The organism is Sphingobium sp. CFD-2, from assembly GCF_024611135.1.
In the GTDB taxonomy this organism is placed as follows: Bacteria; Pseudomonadota; Alphaproteobacteria; order Sphingomonadales; family Sphingomonadaceae; genus Sphingobium; species Sphingobium fuliginis.
The window spans coordinates 1,402,875-1,427,180 of the sequence record NZ_CP084405.1; the positions used below are offsets into that span (position 1 = coordinate 1,402,875).

General features: G+C 61.7%; 23 protein-coding genes. 12 read left to right on the top strand and 11 right to left on the bottom strand.

Annotated features, from left to right (window positions below; all coding sequences use genetic code 11):
* Positions 1-17 precede the first annotated feature (17 nt).
* The gene (gene trxA, locus LDB29_RS06780) at positions 18-338 is read left to right on the top strand and encodes a thioredoxin TrxA (protein ID WP_044662313.1); all 321 of its coding nucleotides are present in this window, start codon (positions 18-20) and stop codon (positions 336-338) included.
* Between the two features lie 45 nt (positions 339-383).
* Here trxA and LDB29_RS06785 read toward each other — a convergent pair whose 3' ends face one another.
* The 4 genes from LDB29_RS06785 to LDB29_RS06800 are packed head-to-tail and all read right to left on the bottom strand — an operon-like array spanning position 384 to position 4,595.
* Entirely contained in the window at positions 384-995 is a 612-nt protein-coding gene (locus LDB29_RS06785; protein ID WP_025548948.1) for a glutathione S-transferase family protein, read from the bottom strand.
* Between the two features lie 17 nt (positions 996-1,012).
* A complete protein-coding gene (locus LDB29_RS06790) occupies positions 1,013-1,810 on the bottom strand; it encodes an inositol monophosphatase family protein (RefSeq protein ID WP_025548947.1) in 798 nt (265 codons plus the stop codon).
* Between the two features lie 16 nt (positions 1,811-1,826).
* Entirely contained in the window at positions 1,827-3,053 is a 1,227-nt protein-coding gene (gene argJ, locus LDB29_RS06795; protein WP_025548945.1) for a bifunctional glutamate N-acetyltransferase/amino-acid acetyltransferase ArgJ, read from the bottom strand.
* Positions 3,054-3,083: 30 nt separating this feature from the next.
* Positions 3,084-4,595 carry a glycosyltransferase family 39 protein gene (locus LDB29_RS06800; protein ID WP_025548944.1) on the bottom strand — a complete coding sequence of 504 codons (1,512 nt, stop codon included), beginning with the start codon at positions 4,593-4,595 and terminating at the stop codon, positions 3,084-3,086.
* Positions 4,596-4,833: 238 nt separating this feature from the next.
* On the opposite strand from LDB29_RS06800, the gene secA reads away from it, so the two are divergent.
* Positions 4,834-7,563: a preprotein translocase subunit SecA gene (secA, locus tag LDB29_RS06805; RefSeq protein ID WP_099185780.1), complete on the top strand. Its 2,730-nt coding sequence runs from the start codon at positions 4,834-4,836 to the stop codon at positions 7,561-7,563.
* 220 nt (positions 7,564-7,783) lie between these two features.
* Here secA and LDB29_RS06810 read toward each other — a convergent pair whose 3' ends face one another.
* The 3 genes from LDB29_RS06810 to LDB29_RS06820 all read right to left on the bottom strand — a co-directional run bounded on the left by LDB29_RS06810 (position 7,784) and on the right by LDB29_RS06820 (position 9,205).
* Positions 7,784-8,242 (bottom strand): DUF983 domain-containing protein, encoded by a 459-nt coding sequence (locus tag LDB29_RS06810; protein WP_200887615.1) that lies wholly within the window; start codon positions 8,240-8,242, stop codon positions 7,784-7,786.
* 305 nt (positions 8,243-8,547) lie between these two features.
* Positions 8,548-8,748, bottom strand: a complete 201-nt coding sequence (locus tag LDB29_RS06815) for a hypothetical protein (protein WP_025548941.1) — start codon at positions 8,746-8,748, stop codon at positions 8,548-8,550.
* A gap of 214 nt (positions 8,749-8,962) precedes the next feature.
* On the bottom strand, positions 8,963-9,205 hold the full coding sequence (locus LDB29_RS06820; RefSeq protein ID WP_081420087.1) for a DUF2188 domain-containing protein: 243 nt from the start codon (positions 9,203-9,205) through the stop codon (positions 8,963-8,965).
* 123 nt (positions 9,206-9,328) lie between these two features.
* Here LDB29_RS06820 and LDB29_RS06825 point away from each other — a divergent pair, with 123 nt between their 5' ends.
* From LDB29_RS06825 to LDB29_RS06835, 3 genes are all read left to right on the top strand, one after another.
* Positions 9,329-10,606 (top strand): AAA family ATPase, encoded by a 1,278-nt coding sequence (locus LDB29_RS06825; RefSeq protein WP_235577910.1) that lies wholly within the window; start codon positions 9,329-9,331, stop codon positions 10,604-10,606.
* Positions 10,599-13,097, top strand: coding sequence for a S8 family peptidase (locus tag LDB29_RS06830; protein ID WP_114229177.1), 2,499 nt, complete (start codon positions 10,599-10,601; stop codon positions 13,095-13,097). Before LDB29_RS06825 ends, LDB29_RS06830 begins: the two co-directional genes overlap by 8 nt.
* Positions 13,098-13,628: 531 nt before the next feature.
* Complete coding sequence (locus LDB29_RS06835; RefSeq protein WP_235577909.1) at positions 13,629-14,114, top strand: toll/interleukin-1 receptor domain-containing protein; 486 nt, start codon at positions 13,629-13,631, stop codon at positions 14,112-14,114.
* 62 nt (positions 14,115-14,176) lie between these two features.
* On the opposite strand, the gene LDB29_RS06840 is transcribed toward LDB29_RS06835, so the two are convergent.
* The 4 genes from LDB29_RS06840 to LDB29_RS06855 are packed head-to-tail and all read right to left on the bottom strand — an operon-like array spanning position 14,177 to position 17,123.
* A complete protein-coding gene (locus LDB29_RS06840) occupies positions 14,177-14,773 on the bottom strand; it encodes a toll-Interleukin receptor (protein WP_152569578.1) in 597 nt (198 codons plus the stop codon).
* A gap of 33 nt (positions 14,774-14,806) precedes the next feature.
* The gene (locus LDB29_RS06845; RefSeq protein WP_056878445.1) at positions 14,807-15,463 is read right to left on the bottom strand and encodes a hypothetical protein; all 657 of its coding nucleotides are present in this window, start codon (positions 15,461-15,463) and stop codon (positions 14,807-14,809) included.
* A gap of 2 nt (positions 15,464-15,465) precedes the next feature.
* Positions 15,466-16,626: a toll/interleukin-1 receptor domain-containing protein gene (locus LDB29_RS06850; RefSeq protein ID WP_056878444.1), complete on the bottom strand. Its 1,161-nt coding sequence runs from the start codon at positions 16,624-16,626 to the stop codon at positions 15,466-15,468.
* Between the two features lie 8 nt (positions 16,627-16,634).
* Entirely contained in the window at positions 16,635-17,123 is a 489-nt protein-coding gene (locus LDB29_RS06855; protein WP_056878443.1) for a TIR domain-containing protein, read from the bottom strand.
* Between the two features lie 477 nt (positions 17,124-17,600).
* Here LDB29_RS06855 and LDB29_RS06860 point away from each other — a divergent pair, with 477 nt between their 5' ends.
* The 7 genes from LDB29_RS06860 (at position 17,601) to LDB29_RS06890 (ending at position 23,941) form a co-directional block, all read left to right on the top strand.
* Entirely contained in the window at positions 17,601-19,646 is a 2,046-nt protein-coding gene (locus tag LDB29_RS06860) for a ParB/RepB/Spo0J family partition protein (protein WP_056878442.1), read from the top strand.
* Positions 19,647-19,783: 137 nt separating this feature from the next.
* Positions 19,784-20,200 carry a hypothetical protein gene (locus LDB29_RS06865; RefSeq protein WP_056878441.1) on the top strand — a complete coding sequence of 139 codons (417 nt, stop codon included), beginning with the start codon at positions 19,784-19,786 and terminating at the stop codon, positions 20,198-20,200.
* Between the two features lie 95 nt (positions 20,201-20,295).
* Positions 20,296-20,550: a hypothetical protein gene (locus tag LDB29_RS06870; protein ID WP_056878440.1), complete on the top strand. Its 255-nt coding sequence runs from the start codon at positions 20,296-20,298 to the stop codon at positions 20,548-20,550.
* Positions 20,547-20,969 carry a type II toxin-antitoxin system VapC family toxin gene (locus LDB29_RS06875; protein WP_056878439.1) on the top strand — a complete coding sequence of 141 codons (423 nt, stop codon included), beginning with the start codon at positions 20,547-20,549 and terminating at the stop codon, positions 20,967-20,969. The genes LDB29_RS06870 and LDB29_RS06875 overlap by 4 nt, the downstream gene beginning before the upstream one ends.
* 41 nt (positions 20,970-21,010) lie before the next feature.
* Positions 21,011-21,301 carry a putative quinol monooxygenase gene (locus LDB29_RS06880; protein ID WP_056878438.1) on the top strand — a complete coding sequence of 97 codons (291 nt, stop codon included), beginning with the start codon at positions 21,011-21,013 and terminating at the stop codon, positions 21,299-21,301.
* A gap of 588 nt (positions 21,302-21,889) precedes the next feature.
* Positions 21,890-22,762: a tyrosine-type recombinase/integrase gene (locus LDB29_RS06885; protein ID WP_056878437.1), complete on the top strand. Its 873-nt coding sequence runs from the start codon at positions 21,890-21,892 to the stop codon at positions 22,760-22,762.
* 9 nt (positions 22,763-22,771) lie between these two features.
* Positions 22,772-23,941 (top strand): IS91 family transposase, encoded by a 1,170-nt coding sequence (locus LDB29_RS06890; protein WP_056878436.1) that lies wholly within the window; start codon positions 22,772-22,774, stop codon positions 23,939-23,941.
* Positions 23,942-24,306 lie beyond the last annotated feature (365 nt).

The following is a 24,306-nucleotide window of genomic DNA, read 5'->3' on the forward strand; positions in this document are numbered from 1 at the left end:
CGAAGGAGATACCCAAAATGGCTACCAAGGCAGTCACCGACCTCAGCTTCCAGCAGGACGTCATCAACGCGGACAAGCCCGTGCTCGTCGATTTCTGGGCGGAATGGTGCGGTCCGTGCAAGATGATCGGCCCCGCGCTGGAAGAGATTTCGGACGAACTGGCTGACAAGGTCACCATCGCGAAGATCAATATCGACGAAAATCCCGATGCGCCCGGCCGCTATGGCGTGCGCGGCATTCCGACGATGATCCTCTTCAAAAATGGTGAAGCCGCCGCCACCAAGGTCGGCGCCGCGCCCAAGAGCGCGCTCAAGGGCTGGATCGAAAGCGTTCTTTGATAGCCTGCCCGCAAGGTGCCCCTGCAAAGGCAGGGGCATTTTGCCTCAAGTCAGCGGGATCATGACCGTCCCGGCATAGGCGGGTCTTTCGCGCAGCCTGTCATACCAGTCCCGCACATGGGGCACGTCCGGCCGTTCCATGTCCAGCGTGAAGAAGCTGTGCGCATAGACGCCCATCGGCACGTCCGCGATGCCGAAGCTTTCGCCCGACAGCCAGCGCTGCCCAGCCAGGGCGCGGTCGAGGATCAGCATCGCCTCTCCCGATTGCCGCGCCGACTCAGCCACCGCCTCCATGTCGCGATCTTCCACTTTCCTGCGGACGAGGTTCAGAAAGGCGCCCCGCTGCGCATCGGCAAAGCTGAACTGCCAGTCCATCCATTTGTCGCCCTGGGCCCGTATCGCTGGATCGGTGGGCCACATGCCTTCCGGGGCATGGCGTGCCGCCAGATAGCGCAGGATCGCATTGGATTCCCACAGCACCATGTCGCCGTCCTGGATCGTCGGGACCAGCCGGTTGGGGTTCATCGCGACATAGGCGTCGCTCATCCCGAACTGACCGCCGACATCGTGCCGGACATAGGGCAGGCCGATTTCACCGGCGAACCAGGCGACCTTCTTCACATTATGCGAGTTCGGGCGTCCCCAGATCGTCAGCATGTCCATCCTTCCCTTCTTCAGCGGAACAACCGGTCCGCCGCCAGATCCCAGAGGCGCGGGGATGAAGCCCCCAGCAGCCCGCGCCGCAAATCGCCCACGACATAAGGCGATCCGTCCAGCCGCTGGCACAGGCCGCCCGCTTCGTTCACGAACAGCGTTCCCGCCGCATGATCCCAGGGCAGGGTGCGGGCAAAGACCGACAGGTCATTCTGTCCCAGCACCAGGCGCGGATATTGCTCGGCGGCGCAGCGGGGAATATCCACCAGCCGGAAAATGGCCTCCGACCGGCGTCTGACGTCGGCGCGCTCCTCCTCCGTCATGAAATAGACGGCAAGCGCCGCGATCGGCAGCGGTTCGCCGCTCTCCCGCGCATAGACCTGCTCCCCGTCGATATGGCTGCCGGCGCCCAATATGGCGTGGCACAGGCGTCCGGTCAGTGGGTCCAATATCCACCCGGCCAGGATCGTTCCTGCGTCCGCCAGCGCGACCATGATGCCGAAGGGCGGCCTTCCGGCGGCGAAATTCCCGGTCCCGTCGATCGGGTCGATGATCCAGTTCAGCCCTTCGCCGGCACGGTCCAATATGGCGGGGTCGGCGGCGCAGGCTTCCTCCCCGATGATGCCGGCTTCCGGCAGGATCGCCGCCAATCCTTCCGCCAGCCGGATTTCGCTTTCCCTGTCCGCGATGGTGACGAAATCGTCGGCCGCCTTCTCGCTGATCTCATGGCTGGCGAGGTTGCGGTAGCGCGGCATGACCACGTCCCGCCCCACCTCGCGCATCAGCGCCACGACCGGTTCATGCAATTCCGTCGGCATCAGGGCCGTCCTTTTCTCAACTGCGATAATCCGCGTTGATCGAAATATAGCCATGGGTCAGGTCGCAGGTCCAAACCGTCGCCCGGCCGTCGCCCAGCCCCAGATCGACGCCGATCGCTATGTCCTGCCCCTTGAGATGCGCGGCCACCGGCGCCTCGTCATAGCCCTCGACCGCCAGACCGCCCGACGCCACCTGGGTCGCGCCGAAACGGATGGAAAGCCTGTCGCGATCCGCAGGCTCTCCCGCCTTGCCGATCGCCATGACCACGCGGCCCCAATTGGCGTCCTCACCCGCAATGGCGGTCTTCACCAGCGGCGAGTTGGCGATGGAAAGGGCGATGCGATGCGCGCTGGCGTCGCTTTCCGCGCCCTCGACGGCGATCTCGACGAATTTCGTCGCGCCTTCCCCGTCGCGCACCACCAGATGCGCAAGCTGGCGGCAGAGATCGTCCAAGGCGGCCGCGAAGGCGTCCGCCCCGGCATCCTCCATGGAGGCGAGCGGCGCATTGCCCGCCTTGCCGGTGGCGAAGGCCAGCACCGTATCGCTGGTGGAGGTGTCGCTGTCGACGGTGATGCAGGAAAAGCTCGTCCGGTTGGCGGCGGACAGCATCTGCTGCAACAGCTTGGGCTCGATGGCCGCGTCGGTGAAGATATAGCCCAGCATCGTCGCCATGTCGGGCGCGATCATGCCGGACCCCTTGATGATCCCGACAAGCTCGACCCGCGCGCCGCCGATCATGGCGGAGGCGCGGGCGCCCTTGGCATAGGTGTCGGTCGTGCCGATGGTGGTCGCCGCATCCTCCCAGCCGCAGGGCGCGGCGGCAAAGGCGGCTTCCAGCCCCGCCTCTGCCTTGTCCACCGGCAGCGGAACGCCGATCACCCCGGTGGAGGAGATGAAGACGTCCGACGGCTGGCAGTCCAGATGGTTCGCGACCTTGGCGGCAATCGCCTCCACCGCCGCGCGGCCCCGGTGCCCGGTGAAGGCATTGGCATTGCCGGCATTCACCACCAGAGCCCGTGCGGAACCGAGCGGAATGGCGTCCCGGCACCATTCGACTTCCGGGGAAGGGCATTTGCTCTGCGTCGTGACGCCCGCGACCGCCGTGCCTTCGCTCAGCTCGACATAGGTGAGGTCGCAGCGATCCCAATTCTTGTATCGCGCCCGCGCTACGCGAGCCGTGACGCCTGCCACGGGCGGAAGGTCGGGGAAAGCGGCGGGGGCGAGGGGGGAGCGTTCAGTCATGCCCGTCGCTTAGCGCAATATGCCCGCCCGTCAACGGCGAGATGGGCGGACATAGAGCTTTCCGACGCCGTCCGGCATGGCCAGCATCCGGTAGGCGCGCCGCTTCGCATAGGCGATCAGGCTGTCGTCGGGCCGCAGCGGCAGTTTGCGAGTCCCCATTTCATATCCGACCAGGATCGCCTCGGGCGGATCGCGGTCCAGATCGGCCAGGGTCGCCGGTATCATGGCATGGATGCGCCGGGCTTCCGCGCCCTCCATCGTCCATCCCGTCCGGTACACGAAGGGGCCCGGCGCGAACCGCCGGTCGATGTTGAGCCCGCTGTCGACCAGTTGCTGGGGCGAAAGGGTGACGATCTCGTCGTCGCCGGTCAGCCTGCGCACCTGCGCGCCGGCCCAGCGCGCATGGTCGCTCGCCGCCAATATCGGCGATCCATGACCCGCCATGGCGATGACATGGCGGGTCGCCGGCAGCAGCCCCGGCACGGCGGACAGGCAGAGCGATGCGATCAGGACCGGACGGGCGCGACGGGGCCAGGCCCGTGCGTCGTCCAGCATGAAGCCGAGCGCCAGGCCCAGCGGCGGCAGCAACGGCATCACATATTGAAGCTGGGACGGCGTCGGCAGCGCGGCCCCGATCAGTCCGCCGCCGATCATCCAACAGGCAAGGCGCCTTTCGGGCGGACCGGCCCGGCCGCGACTTGCCCATCCATGGGCGATGATGGCTGCCAGGCTGAGCAGCGCCGGCCCCCGCCAAAGATATTTGGCGAGATCCCCGAACTTCTCGCCCCATGACAGTTCGTCGCCCGCGCCATTGGCTGCATACCAGGCAAAGGGGCCGCTTGCCGCAAAGGTGACGACTCCATAGAAAAAGGCGGCCGGCGCAAGGGCGCTGGCGACGAGCATGGGCGCAAGCCCCGCCAGCGCGCCAAGGGCCAGCCAGACGGCATGGCGCGGGCGGGCCAGCAATGCAAAGCCGCCGACCGCCGCCCCCAATGGGATGAAATTGAGCTTGGCGGCGACGGCCAGCCCGAAGAACAGCCCCGCTCCAAACCAATGGCGTCGCCCACCGGCTTGCAGTGCAATCACCGAAAGAAGCATCGCCAATGTGGCCAGCATGGTGGGCAGCATGTCGTTGCGGGTCACGCTCGCGGTGAACTGAAAGGCGGCGGTCGCGGCGATGAAGGCAGTCGCAAGGGCCGCGCTGGCGCGCGATATGCCCGCGCGCCGTTGCGCGAAATGGAGCAGCAGCAGCGTGATCAGGGCGCAGGCCGCCGTGGCGAGCCGCATGGCGACCAGCATCCTGCCCGGGAAACCGAGGGCCAGGGGCGCGAACAGCCAGGCATGAAGCGGCGGTTGCAGGTACAGGAAGTCGCGATAGATCAGCAGGTGCGAGCTGAACCATGCGCCTGCTATATATTGGCTCTCATCATGATCGAACGGCGTCGCAAGCGCCGCGATCCCGAACCACAGCAAAGCCGCGGCCGTCGCCGCCACAGGCAAGGTCGCGCCGCGCGGTTCCACGCGGGCAGGGCTGGAGATCATCGTCAAATCGCTCTCATTCCTCAGGCTTCGGCACCGGCGCCGTCACTGGACGCCGCGATCCGCCCATATCCTGCTTCCGCCCATGTCCGGCACGGAAAAATCCGCTTGATCGCTCATTATTACGCCCTCGCGACATACCCGCTCTGATTGACTAACGCCCGTGCGCGCCCTAAATCGCCGCGCATGTCCGCGTGCATCGCCCCAAAGGCGTGCGCGTCCCCTTTTGTCAGGAACTTGCATGTTCGGCGCACTCGCCAAGTCTATTTTCGGCTCCTCCAACGACCGCTACGTGAAGTCGCTGGGCAAGACCGTCGAACAGATCGCCTCTTTCGAACCCACCATCTCGGCCATGACGGACGAGGAACTGACGGCGCAGACCCTGCGGTTCCGGGAACGGCTGGCGCAGGGCGAGACGCTGGACGACCTGCTGCCCGAAGCTTTCGCCACGGTGCGCGAGGCCGCCAGGCGGACGCTGGGCCAGCGCCATTATGACGTGCAGATGGTGGGCGGCATCGTGCTTCATCGCGGCGAGATCGCGGAAATGCGCACCGGCGAGGGCAAGACGCTGGTCGCGACGCTCGCCACCTATCTGAACGCGCTGGAGGGCAAGGGCGTCCACGTCGTCACGGTGAACGACTATCTGGCCAGCCGCGACTGCGAATGGATGGGGCAGGTCTATCGCTTCCTGGGCCTTACCACCGGCGTCATCGTGCCGAACCTGTCGGAAGACCAGCGGCGCGAGGCCTATAACGCCGACATCACCTATGCGACGAACAACGAACTCGGCTTCGACTATCTGCGCGACAATATGAAATATGACCGCGCATCGATGGTGCAGCGGCCGTTCAACTTCGCCATCGTCGACGAGGTGGACTCGATCCTGATCGACGAAGCCCGCACGCCGCTGATCATCTCCGGCCCAACCGACGACAAGTCGGAACTCTATGTCGCCGTCGACGCCATCGTGAAGCGGCTGGACGACAGCGACTATGAGAAGGACGAGAAGCAGCGCACCGTCACCCTGACGGAGGACGGCACCGAGAAGATCGAGCGCATGCTGGAGGAGGCCGGGCTGCTGCAAGGCGCCAACCTCTATGATTTCGAGAACACCGCCGTCGTCCATCACGTCAACCAGGCGCTGCGCGCGAACGTCATGTTCCGCCGCGACATCGATTACATCGTCAAGGACGGCAAGGTCATCATCATCGATGAATTCACCGGCCGCATGATGGACGGCCGCCGCTGGTCGGACGGCCTGCACCAGGCGGTGGAAGCCAAGGAAGGCGTGAATATCGAGCCGGAGAACCAGACGCTCGCCTCCATCACCTTCCAGAATTATTTCCGCATGTACCCCAAGCTTGGCGGCATGACGGGCACGGCCGCGACCGAAGCGACCGAATTCTACGAAATCTACAAGATGAACGTCGTCACCATCCCGACCAACCGGCCGGTGCAGCGTGTCGATGAGGAAGACAGCTTCTACAAGAATCTGGAGGACAAGTTCCGCGGCATCGCCAAGACCATCAAGGTCCATGCGGAGCAGGGCCAGCCGGTCCTCGTCGGCACCGTGTCGATCGAAAAGTCGGAAATGCTGTCCGAATTCCTGACGCAGGAGGGGGTGAAGCACGCCGTCCTCAACGCCCGCTTCCATGAGAGCGAAGCGCATATCGTGGCGCAGGCGGGCCGCAAGGGCGCCGTCACCATCGCCACCAACATGGCCGGGCGCGGCACCGACATCAAGCTGGGCGGCAACCTGGAATTCCGCGTCGAGGACGAGCTGCGGGACATGCCGGAAGGCCCGGAGCGCGAAGCCGCCATCGCCCGCATCGATGCCGAGATCGAGGCGGAGAAGCAGGAAGTGCTCGCCGCCGGCGGCCTGTTCGTGCTGGGCACGGAACGCCATGAAAGCCGCCGCATCGACAATCAGCTTCGCGGCCGCTCGGGCCGTCAGGGCGATCCCGGCCTGTCGCGCTTTTATCTCAGCCTCGACGACGATCTTATGCGCATCTTCGGCCCGGACACAATGTTCGCGAAGATGATCCGCTCCAATCTGGAAGATGGCGAGGCGCTGCCGCCCTCGAAATGGCTCAGCAAGGCGATCGAGACCGCGCAGAAGAAGGTCGAGGCGCGCAACTACGACATCCGCAAGCAGGTCGTCGAATATGACGACGTGATGAACGACCAGCGCAAGGTCATTTACGAGCAGCGCAGCGACATCATGGACGCGGAGACGGTGGACGATGTCGTCGTCGACATGCGGCATGAGACGGTCAACGATCTGGTCGGCGCGTCCTGCCCGCCGGGCACCTACCCCGAACAGTGGGACATGGAGCGGCTGAAGGCCCGCACGGCCGAAGTGCTGAACCTGGAACCCGATTTCGACGGCTGGCTGGCTGAGGACCATGTCGATCCGGAAATGATCGAGGAACGGCTGAGGGCACTGGCGGACGAGGCGGTGGCCGACAAGGTCAAGGAACTCGATCCCGAAAACTGGCACATGATCGAGAAGTCGATCCTGCTCCAGAGCCTGGACCACCATTGGAAGGAGCATCTGTCGACTCTCGACGCGCTCCGCCAGGTCGTCCATCTGCGCGCCTATGCGCAAAAGACGCCGATCAACGAATATAAGCAGGAAGCCTTTGCCCTGTTCGAACGCATGCTGGGCAATATCCGCGAGGATGTGACCGGCTCCATCGCGCGCGTCCAGTTCCGCATGGAAGAGCCGCTGCCGGAATTCGACCTGCCGGTGCTGCCCGACTTCATCACCACCCATATCGACCCCTTTTCGGGCGAGGATAATAGCGGCGACATCGACGGCGGGCAGATCAGCGGGATCACGACCACCCTGCCGCGTCCGCCGGTGGGCGGACAGGGCGGAGAATTCGCCAATCTGGACATCAGCCGCAATGCGCCATGCCCCTGCGGCTCGGGCCAGAAATACAAGCATTGCCACGGCGCGCTCAGCTAGGCTGTGTGGGGATTCAGCCCATGGCGGGCTGCAAATGGCGGCTTTCTGCTTGGAAGAATGCGACAGCAGGAAACCGGAGCGCGCGACCTGCGCCCGATTTGACGCAGCGCGCTCCGGAACAAGCCCGTCGTTTCAACAATGGGCATGCTGACCCGGCTTCAGCAGGACGAAGGGAATAAGGCCGGGGCAATCGCGCGATATGGCTGAATGCCGATACAGCCTAATCGCCGGGCCCGTCCCCATGCAGTTTCGCCCATAATTGGGCTGTACCCGCTTCCTGCGCCTTGTTCACATATTGGGCGGCGATCAGCCAACCCTTGATTGGTCGCAACGGAAGCACTGTCGTCAGGATCAGCACCGGGACACCGACGGCCAAATGCACCCAAAGGCCCGGCCGCGCCAAAATCTCCAGCATGATGATGAAGACCACGCCCGGAACGCAGGCGAATAGCTGCACGAATACGGCTGGCCCGTCCGCCGGATCGGCAAAATCATAATTCAGCCCGCAAATCTCGCAATGATCGCGCACCGTAAGGAAGCCGCGGAAGATATGTCCCTCGCCGCATCGGGGACAACGGCCGAAGGGGCCGGTCTCCATTGGAGAAAGCCGCTTCCAGCGACCTTCCATTTCCGCCGCCGGTTGCATCGTTGTTATCCTGTCCGTGTCGCTCATCGTCATGCCATTCTGCCTGTCGCAGAAATGTCGTCATATCCTGCGGATTTTCAATTGGGCTTTTTGCCCCAGGGCAGTCTGCCCCCGCTCATGGAATTGACGTTACGGAAAGCAGCGTTCTACCTTTGGGTAGATTGCCAAGAACATCTGCACCTGCTAATCCGGGGAGGATTTGGATGCCCGACAGCAAACAAATCGCGCTCCCGGCTTTCCCTTGCCCGGGAGCGCTTTTTATTTGCAATGCATTGCGACGCCAAAAGTTCCCGCCAGCCTGATGGCCGATAGGCCCATGATAATGGGCATGAAGCCGATCAGGGCTCCCGTTCCATCGCATCATGAAGGACCTGATCGGGACAGGACATGGCAAGGGCCCTGACCTTGTAGCGCAGCGCAAGTTCGCGATGGACCGCAACCTCCTGCGACGAAGCGCTGCGCCTTTCAGCAGCATCGGCTTTCGCGGCTTCTTCTCTTGCGCGCCGGAACATGTAGCGCGCATCGTTATCGGCAGACATCGTCACCTCCGATGATTGTCGACCGCTTCTAGCATGAAGAAAACCGCCGCGCTTTAACGGGGATCAAATTGGATGGCGGGCAGTGCCCGACGAAGATGAGCACTATGAAGTCGTCATAAGCATCTGATTACAGATATGAAAGTTTAGTCTGTGCGGCGATCGGCAGCTATAGGTGCCGATCGCGCGCCTTTGGGTAGCCATGGAGGGGTTTCGGCTATCCTTTGATGTTGCGAGGATCATTTCCATGCGAGTCTGACTGTCCGATCCGGCCATCCCGGTTATGGATTTTCAGTTCCGTCTCGGCATTTCTGCTGATCTGACGACCACGATCCACTGCATCCTGTTTGATGTTGAAATGGCCGCTCGATCGGTCGCTGCCTCCGCGACGGACGTCCCATCCGCCTTTCGGGTTCGGGACCACGTGATGGGTGCCCCCACTGCTCTTACCTTTGGACATTGGCGAATTCCTTTCGTTTTGCCGTGATCCACGCCCGGTTTTGCAACAAGCCTCACTTCATGTGCAACGGATGGCTAGTGTTACGCATCGAGCAAGAAGGCAGATACAACAATTTTGATTGACATGCAACATTTGTCGCATTATATGCACCATACGACATTAAGCATGCATCAAATCACGGATTTAGCGCACATGGAGCACTTCTCAATCATACAGGCCCTTTGCCGGGCAGCCATGGCGGAGCCGTCGCCAGCATTGCGCAAGCAGGTCGAGCGATTGCGTGATGCCTTGAGTAAGGATGGAGAGGATAAGCAGGCGGCGTCGCTTGGCGGCATACTGGCTGCGGCGGAGCGCCTGAAAGAGATGGCTCCCAGCCGTATCGAGCGCTCTCGCGCAACGCTTCCCGGTGAAGTGCTGGGCCGTAATACGCCAGTGCCCGTGGACCGTGAAACTGCGGCACCGCTGGCGGAGATTATCTTTCCCGCAGAGATCAATGCAGATTCGCCATTGTTCAATCCGACCGTTGCTCAAGCGGTCAGCACGATCATTGATGAGTGGACAAACTTTGAAGCACTGTCAGCCGTCGACATTTCGCCGGCGAAAACCTGCTTGGTTTATGGAGCACCAGGCACCGGGAAGACGCGCTTGGCTCTCTGGATCGCGCGCAAGCTGGATTTGCCAGTGATACTTGTTAAGTTGGATGGGCTGGTCTCTTCGTTTCTTGGGACGACAGCCAGGAACATCGGGAATCTGTTTACGTTTGCCAACCGCTATCGCTGTGTTCTTCTGCTCGATGAATTCGACGCAATTGCGAAGGTGCGGGATGATCCGCAAGAGGTCGGCGAAATAAAGCGTGTTGTAAATGCACTTCTTCAAAACTTGGATGTGCGTCAGAATATTGGTCTCACCATTGGTATCACCAATCATCCTAAGCTTCTTGATCCTGCGGTCTGGCGCCGCTTTGAGATCCAGCTAGAGATTCCGAAGCCCGATTTTGCTGTGAGAAAGGCGATAGCGCAGCACTTCATGCCGCCGGTCCAGGCACCGGACAGTCATCTCCGATTAATTGCGTGGTTTACCGAAGGGTCAACTGGCGCGGAAATCGAAGCGCTTGTTCGTACTTACAAGAAAGCCACGACGGTTCGAGAGGAGGATCGTCGCGGCTTGCTAGATACGCTCCGGCAATTCGCAACGCTCAATGCAGCGCGCATTCAAAGCGAGCGGCGAGCACTTTTGTTTGACGATCCGGCCAACCTCTTTCGAGCGATGCATGAGGATCCCGCACTTGCGTTTTCCATGGGCGATATTGGGGATATCGCCGGGAAGGATAAATCCACAATCAGCAGATGGCTTGGTCGTCAGGGCGGAAAATCGGGTGATGGCGAGGTGACGCATGGCTAGTCCTATTCAGATCGTCCTCAACCCGGAGAATTTCGAGGAGGCGCGCGAGGCCGGCGGCGGCGGCGGGCGCAAGGATTTCTTCGCCAACCGGGATCGCGATTTTGGCGCACACAAGGCTGCGCTTATGAGCCAGCTCGACACGATAGCCGATGTCCTTTCTGCGCAATCGCAAGGTCCCATTGGTTATGTGAAGGTAATCCTGAAACGGGAGGCTTGGGCCAAAAGTCATCGTCCCGTCGGGGCGCTGTTCCGAAATGACCGCGCACCAGTCGTTGGAGGTGGCGACCTTGGCGTCATGATTGTCGAGGGGCATCCATCCGCGCTTGCGAAGGTCAAGGCTGAGATCGGGAAAGCCGAAACGCTGACGCGCATGAAGTTCGATGAAAACAAGGGGAAGGACGTTCCCAACCCTTCCGCTCAGAAGAGCGAAACCGGGGCCATCGAGCGGATTGAACTCTATGGGGCATCCGATAAGCGCAGGTTTTCCGTCGAGGAGGCCGTTGCCTGGCTTTCAAACCCCATGACCGGCAGTGGGTATGAGGTTGAGTTGTTTGACGTGGTGCCTCCGCGATCTGAGTGGGATCGTCTTGATGACTCCCATCGTCGTCTCGTCGAATCCTTCGTAAACGGGTTTAACCGTCTTGGTTACAGCATGTCGGTCGAGCGCTTGCCCATTGGGCGAAACAAGTTGCCGATGCTGGCAGTACGCCTTGATCAAGCTGGTGATGGCGCAATTCTGCGCCTCACTGGAACGCCGACCAAAGAGCGACGTGATCTGGCTCCCTTCGATCCAGATATTCAGCGTCACGGTAGACTGCTGGATTTTCTCGACAAGCACCCGCTGGTGAAGCGCATTGAACTGCCTGGTATCGTCGTGCGTTCGGCCCGGCCTCCGGCACCTGCGCGTGTCCGTCCGGATAATGTCACCATGCCCGTTCGCGACAGTCGGCGTTCCCATCCGAAGCTGGGAATCATTGACGGAGGTCTCAGCCCGACATTGGCAGATTGGGTTATCGATCGATGGGATGTTCTTGCTGATGAAGACATGGACCTGTCTCACGGCACGTTTATTGGCGGCCTTGCGGTGGCGGGTTCCAGCCTCAACGGTGCAGCCACATGCCCGGAGGCAGATGGGACGGAGCTTGTCGATCTCGCGATTTTTCCCAACGAAAGGAAAGCGGGCGCTTTCGCATCCTATTATTCGGGCGGACTTCCACATTTCTTCGATGAAATGGATGCTGCTGTGGCGGATGCCCGTGCGCGACATGGTGTGCGCGTATTTAATATGAGTCTGAACATTCTTCAGCCTGCTGCGCCTGACAGATATAGTCCGCACGCCGTCCGTCTGGATCGTCTCGCGGAGGAAAATAACGCTGTGGTGTTCGTGTCGGCAGGCAACATCCAGCCGCAGGATCTCCGAGCGGAGTGGCCGTCTGACGCTGCGGCAGCTTTGGCTAACCTGGCGCTTGCTCGTAACGATGGTCTTCTCACTCCGGCAGAAAGCGCCCGGAACGTCGCTGTGGCGGCTGTTAACCCGCCTGACCATGCGGGTTGCCTGCCATTCGCACCCACCCGCTTCAGCCGCAGGGGGCCGGGGCTTCGTTCTGGCGTCAAGCCTGATCTCGCTCATGTCGGTGGCTCTGGCACGCTGCATCCGACATTGGGACATGGCCTATTCTCCATTTTGCCAGATGGCACGGTCACTGATGGTTGTGGGACCAGTTACGCCTCGCCGTTGGTCGCAAAAACAGCGGCGGCCCTTGATCATGCAATCGAAGGGGAAGTATCGCGAGAAACGTTGATTGGTTTGCTGGTCCACCATGCGGAGATACCTGAGCCGTTACGCGCCAAGGAGTTGGGGGCTGTAGCTCGCCATTTGGTCGGCTTTGGAATGCCACCTTCTGCAGAGCGAATTTTGGAGACTGGCGATCACTCCATCACTCTGGTGTTCGCATCTCGTATTCAGCACGGCCAGCAGATTAGTTTCCGATTTCCGTGGCCGGCGTCACTTGTTGGTCCAGGAGGAAAGTGCCGGGGGCGTGCGAAGCTCACTCTTGTAACTACACCTCCGCTGGACGCGAGATTCGGCTCGGAGTTCGTTAGGATCAACATCGATGCCGCCCTTCAACAGGAGCAAGCCAAAGGTTGGAAGGGGCGATTGGACCCATTGTACCTCCCTTCTTCTCGTGGTGCCCATGCGGTAGAAGCTGAACGTATCGAGCATGATCTCAAGTGGAGCCCGGTCAAGGTCTTTGGAAAGACATTCCCACAGGGCGTTGGACCATCATCGAACTGGCGTCTGTTCATTGAATACCTGACACGAACCGGCGAAGTTATGCCTGATGAAGGCGTTCCTTTCACAGCGATCCTGACGATCAGCGACCCTGATGCGGAAAAGCCGGTCTTTAATGATATGCGCCAAAGCCTTCAGGCTATTGGTACGCAGATCGCGGACATTCGCACCGCAGCCCGTATCACGCCGCGCATCTAGCCGTCTCATATAGGAGAAATTACTTGGCTCGTTCGAAAGAGAAGCGAATTGGTTATCTCAGAGGAAAGGGGCCTGATGGAACTGAGGTCGTGGTCAGCGTTTCCAAGATTGGTCGCGACTACAGGATAGGATGTGGATTCAAAGATCACCTCTGCCACCCATCTGTTCGAGATATTGAAGGCGTAAGGCGTGAGGCATTGCTCGTCTTCGACGTGCGCGATGCGACTTACCAGTCAATTTAGATGGGCCGCAAAGCGCAAAAATATGATCCGCGAGTTGGCGGAATGACGAAGGAGAGGAAAAGACATGGCTAGATGCACTGCACCATCGAGGGGGCACCGTTCAGCAGCCGCCGCAGCCGACTGTCCTGCATGCGGGAGCCGGTACGGTCGTTACAGCGGTTACGGTGGCTACGGCAGCGGATATGGCAGCTCTGGATCATACTCAGCACCTTCATATTCGCCCTCAAGGAGCACTGGCGGGTCGGGGCGGCGCACCTCAAAGCCGCGTTGGTCAGGAACTGGCTCGGCTGTGTGGTACACGCCCGAACAAGTGCAGGCGCTTACGCCCGTTCGAGAGAACGTTGAGAATCTGGCAGCCTCGCAGCCTGACCTTCGAGACGTATTTCTTTGCCACGCATGGGATGACAGGCAGGGCTCCGCCAAAGAGCTGCATGATCTGCTCGAAGCGCGCGGTGTCCGCGTGTGGTTCAGTGAGAAGGATCTTGGCCTCGGGGTGCCGATGATGCGGGCGATCGACAAGGGCTTAGTGAATTCGCGCGTCGGTATCGTTTTAGTGACCCCGGCTATGTTGCGACGCCTTCCGGCGGAAGGCATCGCCGACAAGGAACTTTCGGCGCTCCTTCGGCGTGAGCGGCTGGTCCCGGTCGTTCACGGAACGACCTATGACGAGCTTGAGCAGGTCAGTCTTCTGCTAGCCTCCCGAGCCGGGCTGAGCACTGCCGAAGAGTCGATGGCAGATGTCGCGACTAAGATAGCCGAGCTGGTCGCCATTTAGTCGCGCCGGGGTTAAACCGGGGGCCGCGCGGTGTCTTCGCCGAATACGGCAAGTTTGACGTTTCATCGTCCAAGCCCTCCGACTACGCGCGGACGCATGAAGTCTCGACGATCCGCCCGCCAGGAATCGAATGAGCGGGAGTTCGGTGCCTCAAACATCATGATACCGCTTGGCCCCGCGACTACCGGCCTTACCACTTTGAGCCGGCCCTCACCGTCAAGTTCGACATAAGGGTAGAGGCCCAGAAATTCTCGTCCACGATAGTAGCGCTCGTGTTCCTCCAGCACTGGAAGAACGCCGACTGTGCCCTTTGCCGCATCGAACCATCCTAGCTCCCAGCACATCCAGAGTGATTGGACCGCGCCTTCGGTATCGAGAAACAAGAGGGAATCGCTCACGCCCATCGTCGCTCGCACAAACGCAGCGTTTGCTGGTGTGACCTGGCTGCGATCGGCTGCCGGAGCTTCAATCCAGTCGCAAAAGACCTTATAACCCGCGGAGGTGAGGAGGTCATAAACTCCAAGCACGATCTCGGCGTCGCGTATCGTTTGGGATAAGAAGATGTCGTAATGCCCAGACCGCTGCCGAGCCGCACGACCGAGTGCCTCTTCAACCGTCGCCCCCTGCGCTGCGGCGCGACGCTGGGCACGTGCGCGCATCTCGCGTTCCCTTAGAAAAGCCATTGCTCGCGTTTACTCCTTGGCACGAGGTCTCCAGAAACGTTCATCCTCGGCGGCTGGCTGCTCGGCGGGACTTCTGAAACGCTCCTCCTTAACCGATACGCCAAGATGGCGATGAAGGAGTGCCACATAGTCTAGTTCATTGGTGAGATCGGCGGGCAACGCGCCGATTCGTTGCGCCACCTCCAAGGTCGCCCCTCCCGTTGATATGATTGGAATCACGGAGGCTTGCGGCTGCAAGCGACGGAACAGTTCATACTCTTGAATGATTCCACCCATGCCGCCGATAAACACGGCAGCCTTGAACACATGTTCTGAGAACATGCGCTCTCGCATAGCCAACAGGCTTTTCTCACGGTCGCCCTCAATGTCGTCCGTGTAGGTGACGTTCCGGAAGCGTTCGTTGTCTTCAGGGAACTCGTCCTTGAAGTGTCTCGACTGATAGAGTTGAACCCAGCTCCCATAATCGACACCAATGTCATGGGCGACCACCCAAATCATTGGCGTGATGGCTGGCTGACCGCCCCAGACCAGAAGGCGACGTCCTAGCGTAATATGGACCAGAGCAGACACGGCGGCCCCGATCGCCACACTATCGGCTGTGGCAGCATATTCCGGCCCCCGCTTCGGGTCGGGAACGCCGGCAGAAAGGAAGATAGCATCGGCCATGCTCAGTCCTCCCATGCCGCGAGCGCCCAGCCTGCTTCAGACACCTTTATCGCGCGGACGGATAAGATCTGTTCATCCAACCATCGTAGGTGAGCGCTCCAAGCGTCGCGAATGCCGAGATGATCGTACACGAGAACCGGCACTTCGCCTTGCTCGGCGCGTCGCGCCTTCTCCGCAACATCGTTCAATATCTCGGCGGTCGGCACGCCAACAATCGGATAGGCCCAAACCTTGCGATCCCCGATCAACCGCACAGCGATTGCACGATGTGCGCCCACACCTTCGACCGAAGCGCCAATCTTCTCGACATCAGCGCGAAGCTTGCCGGTGATCGACATATAGCGGGCCGCGATGCTCCGGCTCCGCAACCGCTCCACCCGAAGCACTATCGATTCGGCCGTATCATTGATTATCGGACCGTCAGATGCTGTAAGCTCAGCAGGGTCGAGATAAACTGTCTCGGCCATATCGGTCAGCTTGCTTGGCACATGTTCAGGCCAGATCACACGAAGAACTTGGATGTCCTTCGCTCGCGCCCGACCGATCTCTTGTCGGGTCCAGCGGCTATCAAAATAGCCAGGGGTATCGAGCATGACCATCACGTCAGAGTCGACTAGACGGTGCCATAGCACGTCCTGAAAGGGATCGCCCGGACGTATATCATGTGTGTCGAGAAAGACGTCAAAGCCGCGAGCGTTGAGCAAGTCATGAAGCTGAAGCGCCGCGGCGCGAGATTCAACCCGCCGATAACTGACGAATACGCGGCGCTGCCTGCGTAGCAAACCAACGCACTCAAGCATCGCCGCCGCGAGTTCGGTCATTGCTGGATCGTCGGCACGACGTTTCAGACCGTTAGCTGACTGTAGAAACTCTGGCACATGCAGGGCGAAGTCGCCATTGGCAGCGATAGTTGGGATGATCGGCGCGCTCGCAAGCACCAGTTCGTGCGCGGCCTCTATGTCGGTGGGTGCCGCCGCACCGAAAAACACGGCGGCAAAGGCGGCGCGCTTGTCGCGACCCGACACCGTCCCTCCGTCATAAACGAGCACGTCGGTGCCTAACACGAGACCAAAATCCTCGACCATTCCGTGCAAGGTCGCGGTTAGGGCATCACGCTCCTCGGTGGCTGGGCTTCCTAGGATTGCAAGCTCGTAAAGGCTCATGCCTCGCCTCAGCGCCCCGCTGCCACGGCCGCAGCCTCAATCCAGGTCGACATATTATTATAACCATCATCATTGACCCAGTCATAGGTCCTGTAGAGACTGCTGAACGGAACCTTTTTGCCATTCTGCTCGACATGCCAGTAATCGAGAGGGTTCTTTCCTTGAACGTCAGCTCCGAGTTGCGGATCTTTGATACGGTGGATGTCGATGGCGAGGATGCCTTTCTTGAGTTCGTAGCTCCGCTTGATTTCGTGTCGCACCCATTCGCGGTCGTAGGTTTCGGCACCGAACAGCACCACCGTGACCGACGTACCCTTGAGCTGTTCCTCAATCCACTTCTCTATGCCACCGGCGCGCTTCTTGGCCTCCTCAAACTCGGCGGCATCATAGAAGGGCTGCGCCTCACCTTTTGCGCGAACGACCCAGGAATTGCGCACCTGAACGATGCGGCGAACGTCACGCGCATAGTGAAAACTGAAAAAAACTTTCCGGGCCATGCATTACCTCCTTATTTTCTTAGACTATGTTGGTGCGCTTGGGCCGCGCCAGCTGTCGGAATGTGCGTTCCTCATCTGAAAACTGCCATCCCGAAAAAAGAGACAGAATCGCCGTAGTCTATCCTAGCAGAAAATGCGGCGATCAGGATGCACGACTTCCAGCTTCCGAGGCTTTGCCATCCTGATCCGGTTCTCGTGCCCGGCGCCCGCTGGCGCTCATGCCGGGCGGGTGGCTTGTGGGCTCCGCCCCCCGGCGCGGCGCAAGGGATCGCTGACGCTCGGCCGGGACGGTTTCCCCGGCCTTCCGCGCGAATGCGTGTTTCACACTCTCAGTTATGACTTCGATCCGCTTGTGCAGGCCGGGTGATCCCCCTCCGTCCCGGCCGCCCTTGCCCCTTGCACCCCCCGGTCTCGGCGACGGCCAGGGTTTCAGCGCGGCGCTTCGCTGCGCGAAACCCAAGCCAAAGGATCAAGACCATGACCAATACTGTCGAAACGACCGCCACGGTTTCCGAAGCCCCCGCCAATGAGAACGGCGCGGTGCTGTTCGTGCCGCTGAACAAGTTGAAGAAGTCGCCCCGCAACGCCCGCAAGACCCCGCACAGCGAAGCCCATATCGAAGCACTGGCGGCCAGCATCGCCGCCAAGGGGATGCTGCAAAATCTGGTGGTGGAGCCGGAGACGAACGCGGAAGGCGAAGCGACCGGCTTCTATCTCGTCACCATCGGCGAAGGCCGCAGGCTGGCGCAATTGCTGCGCGTCAAGCGCAAGCAGATCAAGAAGTCGGAAGCCATCCGTTGCGTTCTGGATACCGAGAACGACGCAGCGGAAATCTCCCTCGACGAGAATATCACCCGCGAGGCGATGCACCCCGCCGATCAGTATGAGCGCTTCCGTGAACTTGCGGACAATCGTGGTTGGGGCGCGGAGGAAATTGCCGCCCGGTTCGGCGTGACCCCGCATGTCGTCAGGCAGCGGATGCGTCTCGGCGCGGTCAGCCCGAAGTTGATGCAGGTCTATCGCGATGGCGGCTTGTCGCTGGACCAGTTGATGGCCTTCGCCATCACCGAGGATCACGACCGGCAGGAACAGGTGTTCGACAACCTGTCCTATAACCGTGAGCCGTGGATTATCCGCCGCGACCTGACCAAGATGAACGTGGAAGCCAGTGACCGGCGCGCGCGTTTCGTCGGCGCGGACGCATACGCCGAGGCGGGCGGCACGATCATCCGCGACCTCTTCACCGAGGATCGGGGCGGCTATTTCGAGGATGCCGCGTTGCTGGACCGGCTTGTCATCGACAAGCTGGAAAGCATTGCTGCCGAGGTTCAGGCGTCGGAGGGGTGGAAGTGGACTTCGGTTCACATCGATTTCCCCCATGCGCACGGGATGCGCCGCACCTATCCGCATCCGGTGGAATTGTCGGCGGACGATGCCGCCGCCTACACCGCCGCGCAGGAGGAATACGACCGCCTGTCGTCGGAATACGAAGGCTACGACGAACTCCCGGACGAAGCGGATCAGCGGTTCGGGGAGTTGGAAGCGGAGATCAAGCGGATCGACGGCAAGCGTCATGCCTATGATGCCGACGAGATCGCGCGTGGCGGTGTGTTCGTCATCCTGAACCATGACGGCACGGCCCGCATCGAACGCGGCTTCATCCGCGCCGAGGACGAGGCTCCCGAACCGGAAGCGGGCGAAGACGGCGAAACCGTCATCGACGGTGTGCGCGTTAACGGTGATGGCGAAATCATCGAAGATGAGGACGGCGGCGAGGATGAGGAACCCGAACCTCACCCGGAGGACGAGGATGCCGGGGATGCGGGAAAGCCGCTGTCGGACGCGCTCGTCCGCGACCTGACCGCGCATCGCACCCTTGGCCTGCGTCTCGCCCTTGGCGAGCAGCCGGACATGGCGCTTGTCGCCGTGGTTCATGCACTGGCGGCGCAGACCTTCTATCGCGGCGGGGAAGCGTCCTGCCTCGAAATCCGCCTGACCAGCGCGTATCTGGCTTCTCACGCGGACGGGATCGAGGACACGCCCGCCGCGCAGGCGCTGGCGGATCGTCATGCCGGATGGGCATCGGATATGCCCCGCGAGGTGGCGGACCTCTGGGCCTTCGTCGCCGGTCTGGATCAGGCGAGCCTTATGGCCTTGCTCGCCCATTGCGTATCGCTGACCGTCAATGCGGTCAGGACACCGTGGGAGCAGAAGCCGAACGCCCGCGCGACGGCGGAGAAGCTGGCGAGCGCGGTGGCGCTGGACATGACGGCGCACTGGACGCCGACGACGCCGACCTATCTCGACCGCGTCACCAAGGCGCATATCCTCGCCGCCGTTCGTGAAGGTGTCAGCGATGAAGCCGCCGAGCGGATCGCGGGCTTGAAGAAGCCGGAGATGGCGCAGGCCGCCGAACAGCTTCTCGCTGGAACGGGCTGGCTACCGACCGTGCTGCGCACCACGCGACCCGCATGGTTGGAGGCCGAGCCGGAAGCCGACGCCTACCTCCAAGCCGCCGAGTGAGGACCGGGCCGGGATCGCGCAAGCGGTCCCGGCCTTCCTGTTTCCTACCCTTCCCAAAAATCGCGGTCGCGCGGGGATCGACCCCGCGCGACCGATCCGATGCCCGTCAGGGTCATCGGCACAGGAGGATTCTGCAAATGATCGTGCTCATGTTGATGGCCGTCGCGCTGGTCGCCGGTCTCTCTGTCCTGGCCTATACGCTGGCCGTTTATGCACTGCCCTTCATGATCGGCGTGGAGGCGGCGCGTTTGGCCTATGCCTCCGGTTCCGGCCTGATCGGCGCAGGACTGGTCGGGTTGGCGGCGGGCGCCGCCGCCTATGGTCTGCTGGTGGTTCTGTTCATGATGGTGAGGACACCAATCCTGCGCCTCGCCGTGGTGCTTGTTTTCGCCGCGCCTGCCGCCGTTGCGGGCTATGCACTGGTTCACGGCATCACGCGCGAGGTCGTGCCGTCCGAGGTCTGGCGCACAATCTTCTGCCTGATCGGCGGCGGCGTGACAGGCGCGTCGGCGCTCGTGCGGCTGGTAGCGAATATCAGCCCGCCCGCCAAATAGCGGAACCACATCCATTCGGCTGCCGCATCTTGATAAATGATAGCAAAGATTCTATAGTGATGGCGTCGCCATCAATTAGCCGGAGACGCCATCAGATGCCCGCCGTCACCATTCGCAACCTGTCAGACGAGGCGCACCGCGCCCTCAAGGTGCGCGCGGCCCATCATGGTCGCAGCACCGAGGCCGAAATCCGCGATATTCTGGAAGAGGCGGTGCGTCCCGCCAACCGCCTGCGCATCGGTTCCGCCATGGCGGCGTTGAGCCGGGAGGCAGGCTTGACCAATGCCGATTTCGAGGCGCTGGAACAGAGCCGCGACCGGACGCCCGCCGTGCCTATGAGCTTTGAATGATCGTTCTGGACACCAATGTCGTTTCCGAGGCGATGAAGCCGGAACCGGCGCCCGCCGTGCGCGACTGGCTGGATGAGCAGGCCGCCGAAACCCTCTATCTCTCCAGCGTCACCGTCGCGGAACTCCTGTTCGGCATCGGCGCGCTGCCGGACGGGCAGCGCAAGCGGAAGCTCGCCGCAACCCTCGACGGGCTTCTCGGCCTGTTCGACGGCAGAATCCTTCCCTTCGATACGGATGCCGCTCGCCGCTATGCCGACCTCGCCGTTGCGGCGCGCAACGCGGGCAAGGGTTTTCCGACGCCGGACGGTTACATCGCGGCCATCGCGACTGCCCATGGCTTTGCAGTCGCCACGCGCGATGCCAGCGCCTTCAAGGCGGCGGGTGTCCCGATCATCGACCCTTGGACGGCCGGGCACTGAACACGAGGGCATCGCCCGATTGCGAAAGGAAGCGTCACCTTATGCTCAAGGTCATCGCCGAGGATTTCATCAAGCCGGAAGCCGTTGAGACCGTCCTGCCGCTCTACCGCGAGCTGGTCGATAAAACCCGACAGGAAGACCTCTGCATTTCCTATGACCTCTTCATCGACCAGAAAGACCCCGGCCATTTCATCTTCATAGAGGAATGGCCGGATCGGGCGGCACTGGACGCCCATTGCAGGACCGAGCATTTCACGCGGCTGGTCCCGCTCATCAATGCGCACCAGCGACAGAAGGCGACGTTCATCCTCATGGATGCGTTTCCGGCCTGACTCGATCAGGAAGATGTTTCCCACTGAACGGGTTTGGGCGTTGCCCTTCGGGCCGCGCTCTCGGCTGCGCCGGAACCACGTCCAGGAGCGCGTTTCCGCCATTCGGCTTCGATCACTAACGCAAGAAGCAGCGGCGGATCGCGTGAAGCCCCGCAACAACGGGGAACGGTGTCTTGCCGCGGTGTCCAGGGCGGCGGACTCAGGATTTGCGGGCGTTGCCCGGTTCCATCACCCGCAATAGCGGATCACGCTTGGAGCGACGGTCCATCTCGCATTGCCGTGCGATAGTGAAGCCGGACGGGAACGCCCAATTCAGCAGTTCCAAACTTGGCGGCCTCCGCAATCCTTGAGGCATGGCCGCAACCTTCGCCTGCGCCGGTAGCACACAAACAGCCTTGTTCAGGAACAGCGCAGGCCATACCGGGGATGCCATCGCTAGGTTCACCGCGTGACAGGGGCCTAGGTCGGATCGACATTCAGGATTGAACGAACCCGCTGACGCGGGAGGGGTGAGCGTATTGGCTGGAATGGCCTCCTGATGGGAAGGTTTGGTTGCTGAAGACCAACCCCTGATCAGGAGACCATCCCATGGCTGATACCACCACGACAGCGGTGAGCCCGCTGCGCCGCCGTATGATCGACGACATGATGCTGCGCAACCTGTCGCCGGCGACGCAACGATCGTACTTGCACGCCGTCACGAAGTTCAGCCGCTATTTCAGACGTTCGCCGGATCGGCTCGGGCTCGAGGATGTCCGGGCATTTCAGGTCTATCTCGTGTCACAGGGGATATCCTGGCCGGCGCTCAACCAGACCGTGTGCGCTCTGCGTTTTTTCTACGGCGTGACGCTGAACCGGGGCGAGATACCCGAGCGGATTGCCTATGCGAGGATGCCCCGCAAGCTGCCGGCGATCTTGAGCGCTGACGAAGTGGTGCGCTTTCTCGAAGCGGTGCCGTCGTTGAAGGCGCGGGCGGCGTTGACCACAGCCTATGCCGCCGGACTTCGCGTATCGGAGGTCGTGAGCCTCAAGGTCGGCGATATCGACAGCGACCGGATGCTTCTCCAGGTGCGGCATGGCAAGGGCGCCAAGGATCGCACGGTGATGCTGTCGGCCCAACTGCTCGATATCCTGCGCACCTATTGGCGCCTGACGCGGCCAACGGACTGGCTTTTCCCGGGACGGGAAGACGGGCCGATCAACGTTACCGTTCTGCATTCGGCGTGCCGATCCGCCGCCAAGGCGGCAGGCTTGACCAAGAAGGTCAGCGTGCACACGTTGCGGCACAGCTTTGCCACCCATCTTCTTGAGAGCGGCGTCGATATTCGCATCATCCAGGTTTTGCTGGGGCATAACAGCCTGTCGACGACAGCGCGCTACACGCAGGTTGCCACGACCACGATCGCTGCGGCGCAGAGCCCGCTTGATCGCTTGACCCTCGAGGTGGTGCCGCCCGCCTGACGCGCCGCCGTGCGCTCGACATTGGAGGTGGCGGATATCTTCCGCCGCCACGGCACTGCCTATGCTCAGGCTCACGACGGCCACCTCGGTCGGGTGGAACGCCGCGTCATGTCCGCGATCCAGTTGTGCCGGACGGCGGCGCTCGGTGGGCACGTCGAGACCTGCGATGACTGCGCACATAGCCGGGTCGCCTACAACTCCTGCCGCAACCGGCATTGTCCCAAGTGCCAAGGCGCCGCCCGCGACCAGTGGCTTGCCGATCGCGAAGCCGACCTTCTGCCCGTTCCCTATTTCCATGTCGTATTCACCGTGCCCGGCGAGGTCGCTGCGATCGCCTACCAGAACAAGCGGCTGCTCTATGGCATCCTGTTTGAAGCCGTCGCCGCGACGCTCAAGACCATCGCCGCCGATCCTCGGCATCGTCTGGGCGGCGAGCTTGGCTTTATCGGTATCCTGCACACTTGGGGGCAGACGCTGACCCATCACCCCCATATTCATTGCCTTGTCCCCGGCGGCGTGCTTGCCGACGGTAGCTCTCGCTGGAGATCGTGCCGGCGCAGCTTCTTCCTGCCCGTCCATGTTCTCTCCAAGCTGTTCCGCAGGGTGTTCATCGAACGGCTGCTGACCGCCCATGCTGCCGGGCAGTTGCAGTTCTTCGGCAACCTGGCGTCACTCCACGATGCCGGATGCTTTGCCGAGACGATCCGCGCGCTGCGCAGGAAGCGCTGGATCACCTATGCCAAGCCGCCATTCGGCTCGCCCGCGCACGTGCTGGCCTATCTTGGCCGCTACACCCACCGCGTCGCCATCGCCAACAGCCGACTGGTGCGCGCCGACGACACCAGCGTGACCTTCCGCTGGAAGGATTATCGCCACGGCAACGCATCGCGCGACATGACCCTTGAGGCCCACGAGTTCATTCGCCGCTTCCTGCTCCACTGCTTGCCCGACGGATTTCACCGCATCCGGCATTACGGTTTCCTCGCCAACGGCATCCGCCGTGCCAGGCTCGCGCAGATCCGGCATCTACTCGCCGACACGCCAGGCGAACCCGCGGTACCTGCCAAGCCTCGAACGCAGCGGCATCCCTTCGATCCCAGCGTCTGCCCATGCTGTGGTGGCAGCTTGCAAATCACCGCGACCTTCGCCCGAGCGCGGCGATGGCCCAACACATCATGAGCATGCTTCGCGGCTCTGATCGACCACTCCGGCATCGCGGCGACATTGCTCATCGATGCGACGATGACGCGCGCCCACGCCAATCTTGGGCGCGGCGTCGGCCCCCACCAAGCGCGCCGCAACCACGCAAATCGACGCTTCCGGGCCGATACACAGGCCGGATTATTCCCCGCGGTGAACATGTCGGCGAACACGTGCAGAGCCTCGAGGTCATGCCCGGACCCACCCGCGAACAACAATATCCATAGCACAGCGCGCGCGTCAGCGGGTTCGTTCAATCCGGCTTCAATGAGGTCGCGCACACAGCGCCAGGACGCCCGCGTTGCGCCCCGCGACCTCACAGAACCCTCCAGATTCCCGCGGCG

What these genes read in the sequence shown, in the direction of transcription:
- trxA (WP_044662313.1), top strand. Translation starts at nt 18, where the DNA reads ATGGCTACCAAGGCAGTCACCGACCTCAGCTTCCAGCAGGACGTCATC.
- LDB29_RS06785 (WP_025548948.1), bottom strand. Translation starts at nt 995, where the DNA reads ATGCTGACGATCTGGGGACGCCCGAACTCGCATAATGTGAAGAAGGTC.
- LDB29_RS06790 (WP_025548947.1), bottom strand. Translation starts at nt 1,810, where the DNA reads ATGCCGACGGAATTGCATGAACCGGTCGTGGCGCTGATGCGCGAGGTG.
- argJ (WP_025548945.1), bottom strand. Translation starts at nt 3,053, where the DNA reads ATGACTGAACGCTCCCCCCTCGCCCCCGCCGCTTTCCCCGACCTTCCG.
- LDB29_RS06800 (WP_025548944.1), bottom strand. Translation starts at nt 4,595, where the DNA reads ATGATCTCCAGCCCTGCCCGCGTGGAACCGCGCGGCGCGACCTTGCCT.
- secA (WP_099185780.1), top strand. Translation starts at nt 4,834, where the DNA reads ATGTTCGGCGCACTCGCCAAGTCTATTTTCGGCTCCTCCAACGACCGC.
- LDB29_RS06810 (WP_200887615.1), bottom strand. Translation starts at nt 8,242, where the DNA reads ATGACGATGAGCGACACGGACAGGATAACAACGATGCAACCGGCGGCG.
- LDB29_RS06815 (WP_025548941.1), bottom strand. Translation starts at nt 8,748, where the DNA reads ATGTCTGCCGATAACGATGCGCGCTACATGTTCCGGCGCGCAAGAGAA.
- LDB29_RS06820 (WP_081420087.1), bottom strand. Translation starts at nt 9,205, where the DNA reads ATGTCCAAAGGTAAGAGCAGTGGGGGCACCCATCACGTGGTCCCGAAC.
- LDB29_RS06825 (WP_235577910.1), top strand. Translation starts at nt 9,329, where the DNA reads ATGCAACATTTGTCGCATTATATGCACCATACGACATTAAGCATGCAT.
- LDB29_RS06830 (WP_114229177.1), top strand. Translation starts at nt 10,599, where the DNA reads ATGGCTAGTCCTATTCAGATCGTCCTCAACCCGGAGAATTTCGAGGAG.
- LDB29_RS06840 (WP_152569578.1), bottom strand. Translation starts at nt 14,773, where the DNA reads ATGCGCGCACGTGCCCAGCGTCGCGCCGCAGCGCAGGGGGCGACGGTT.
- LDB29_RS06845 (WP_056878445.1), bottom strand. Translation starts at nt 15,463, where the DNA reads ATGGCCGATGCTATCTTCCTTTCTGCCGGCGTTCCCGACCCGAAGCGG.
- LDB29_RS06850 (WP_056878444.1), bottom strand. Translation starts at nt 16,626, where the DNA reads ATGAGCCTTTACGAGCTTGCAATCCTAGGAAGCCCAGCCACCGAGGAG.
- LDB29_RS06855 (WP_056878443.1), bottom strand. Translation starts at nt 17,123, where the DNA reads ATGGCCCGGAAAGTTTTTTTCAGTTTTCACTATGCGCGTGACGTTCGC.
- LDB29_RS06860 (WP_056878442.1), top strand. Translation starts at nt 17,601, where the DNA reads ATGACCAATACTGTCGAAACGACCGCCACGGTTTCCGAAGCCCCCGCC.
- LDB29_RS06865 (WP_056878441.1), top strand. Translation starts at nt 19,784, where the DNA reads ATGATCGTGCTCATGTTGATGGCCGTCGCGCTGGTCGCCGGTCTCTCT.
- LDB29_RS06870 (WP_056878440.1), top strand. Translation starts at nt 20,296, where the DNA reads ATGCCCGCCGTCACCATTCGCAACCTGTCAGACGAGGCGCACCGCGCC.
- LDB29_RS06875 (WP_056878439.1), top strand. Translation starts at nt 20,547, where the DNA reads ATGATCGTTCTGGACACCAATGTCGTTTCCGAGGCGATGAAGCCGGAA.
- LDB29_RS06880 (WP_056878438.1), top strand. Translation starts at nt 21,011, where the DNA reads ATGCTCAAGGTCATCGCCGAGGATTTCATCAAGCCGGAAGCCGTTGAG.
- LDB29_RS06885 (WP_056878437.1), top strand. Translation starts at nt 21,890, where the DNA reads ATGGCTGATACCACCACGACAGCGGTGAGCCCGCTGCGCCGCCGTATG.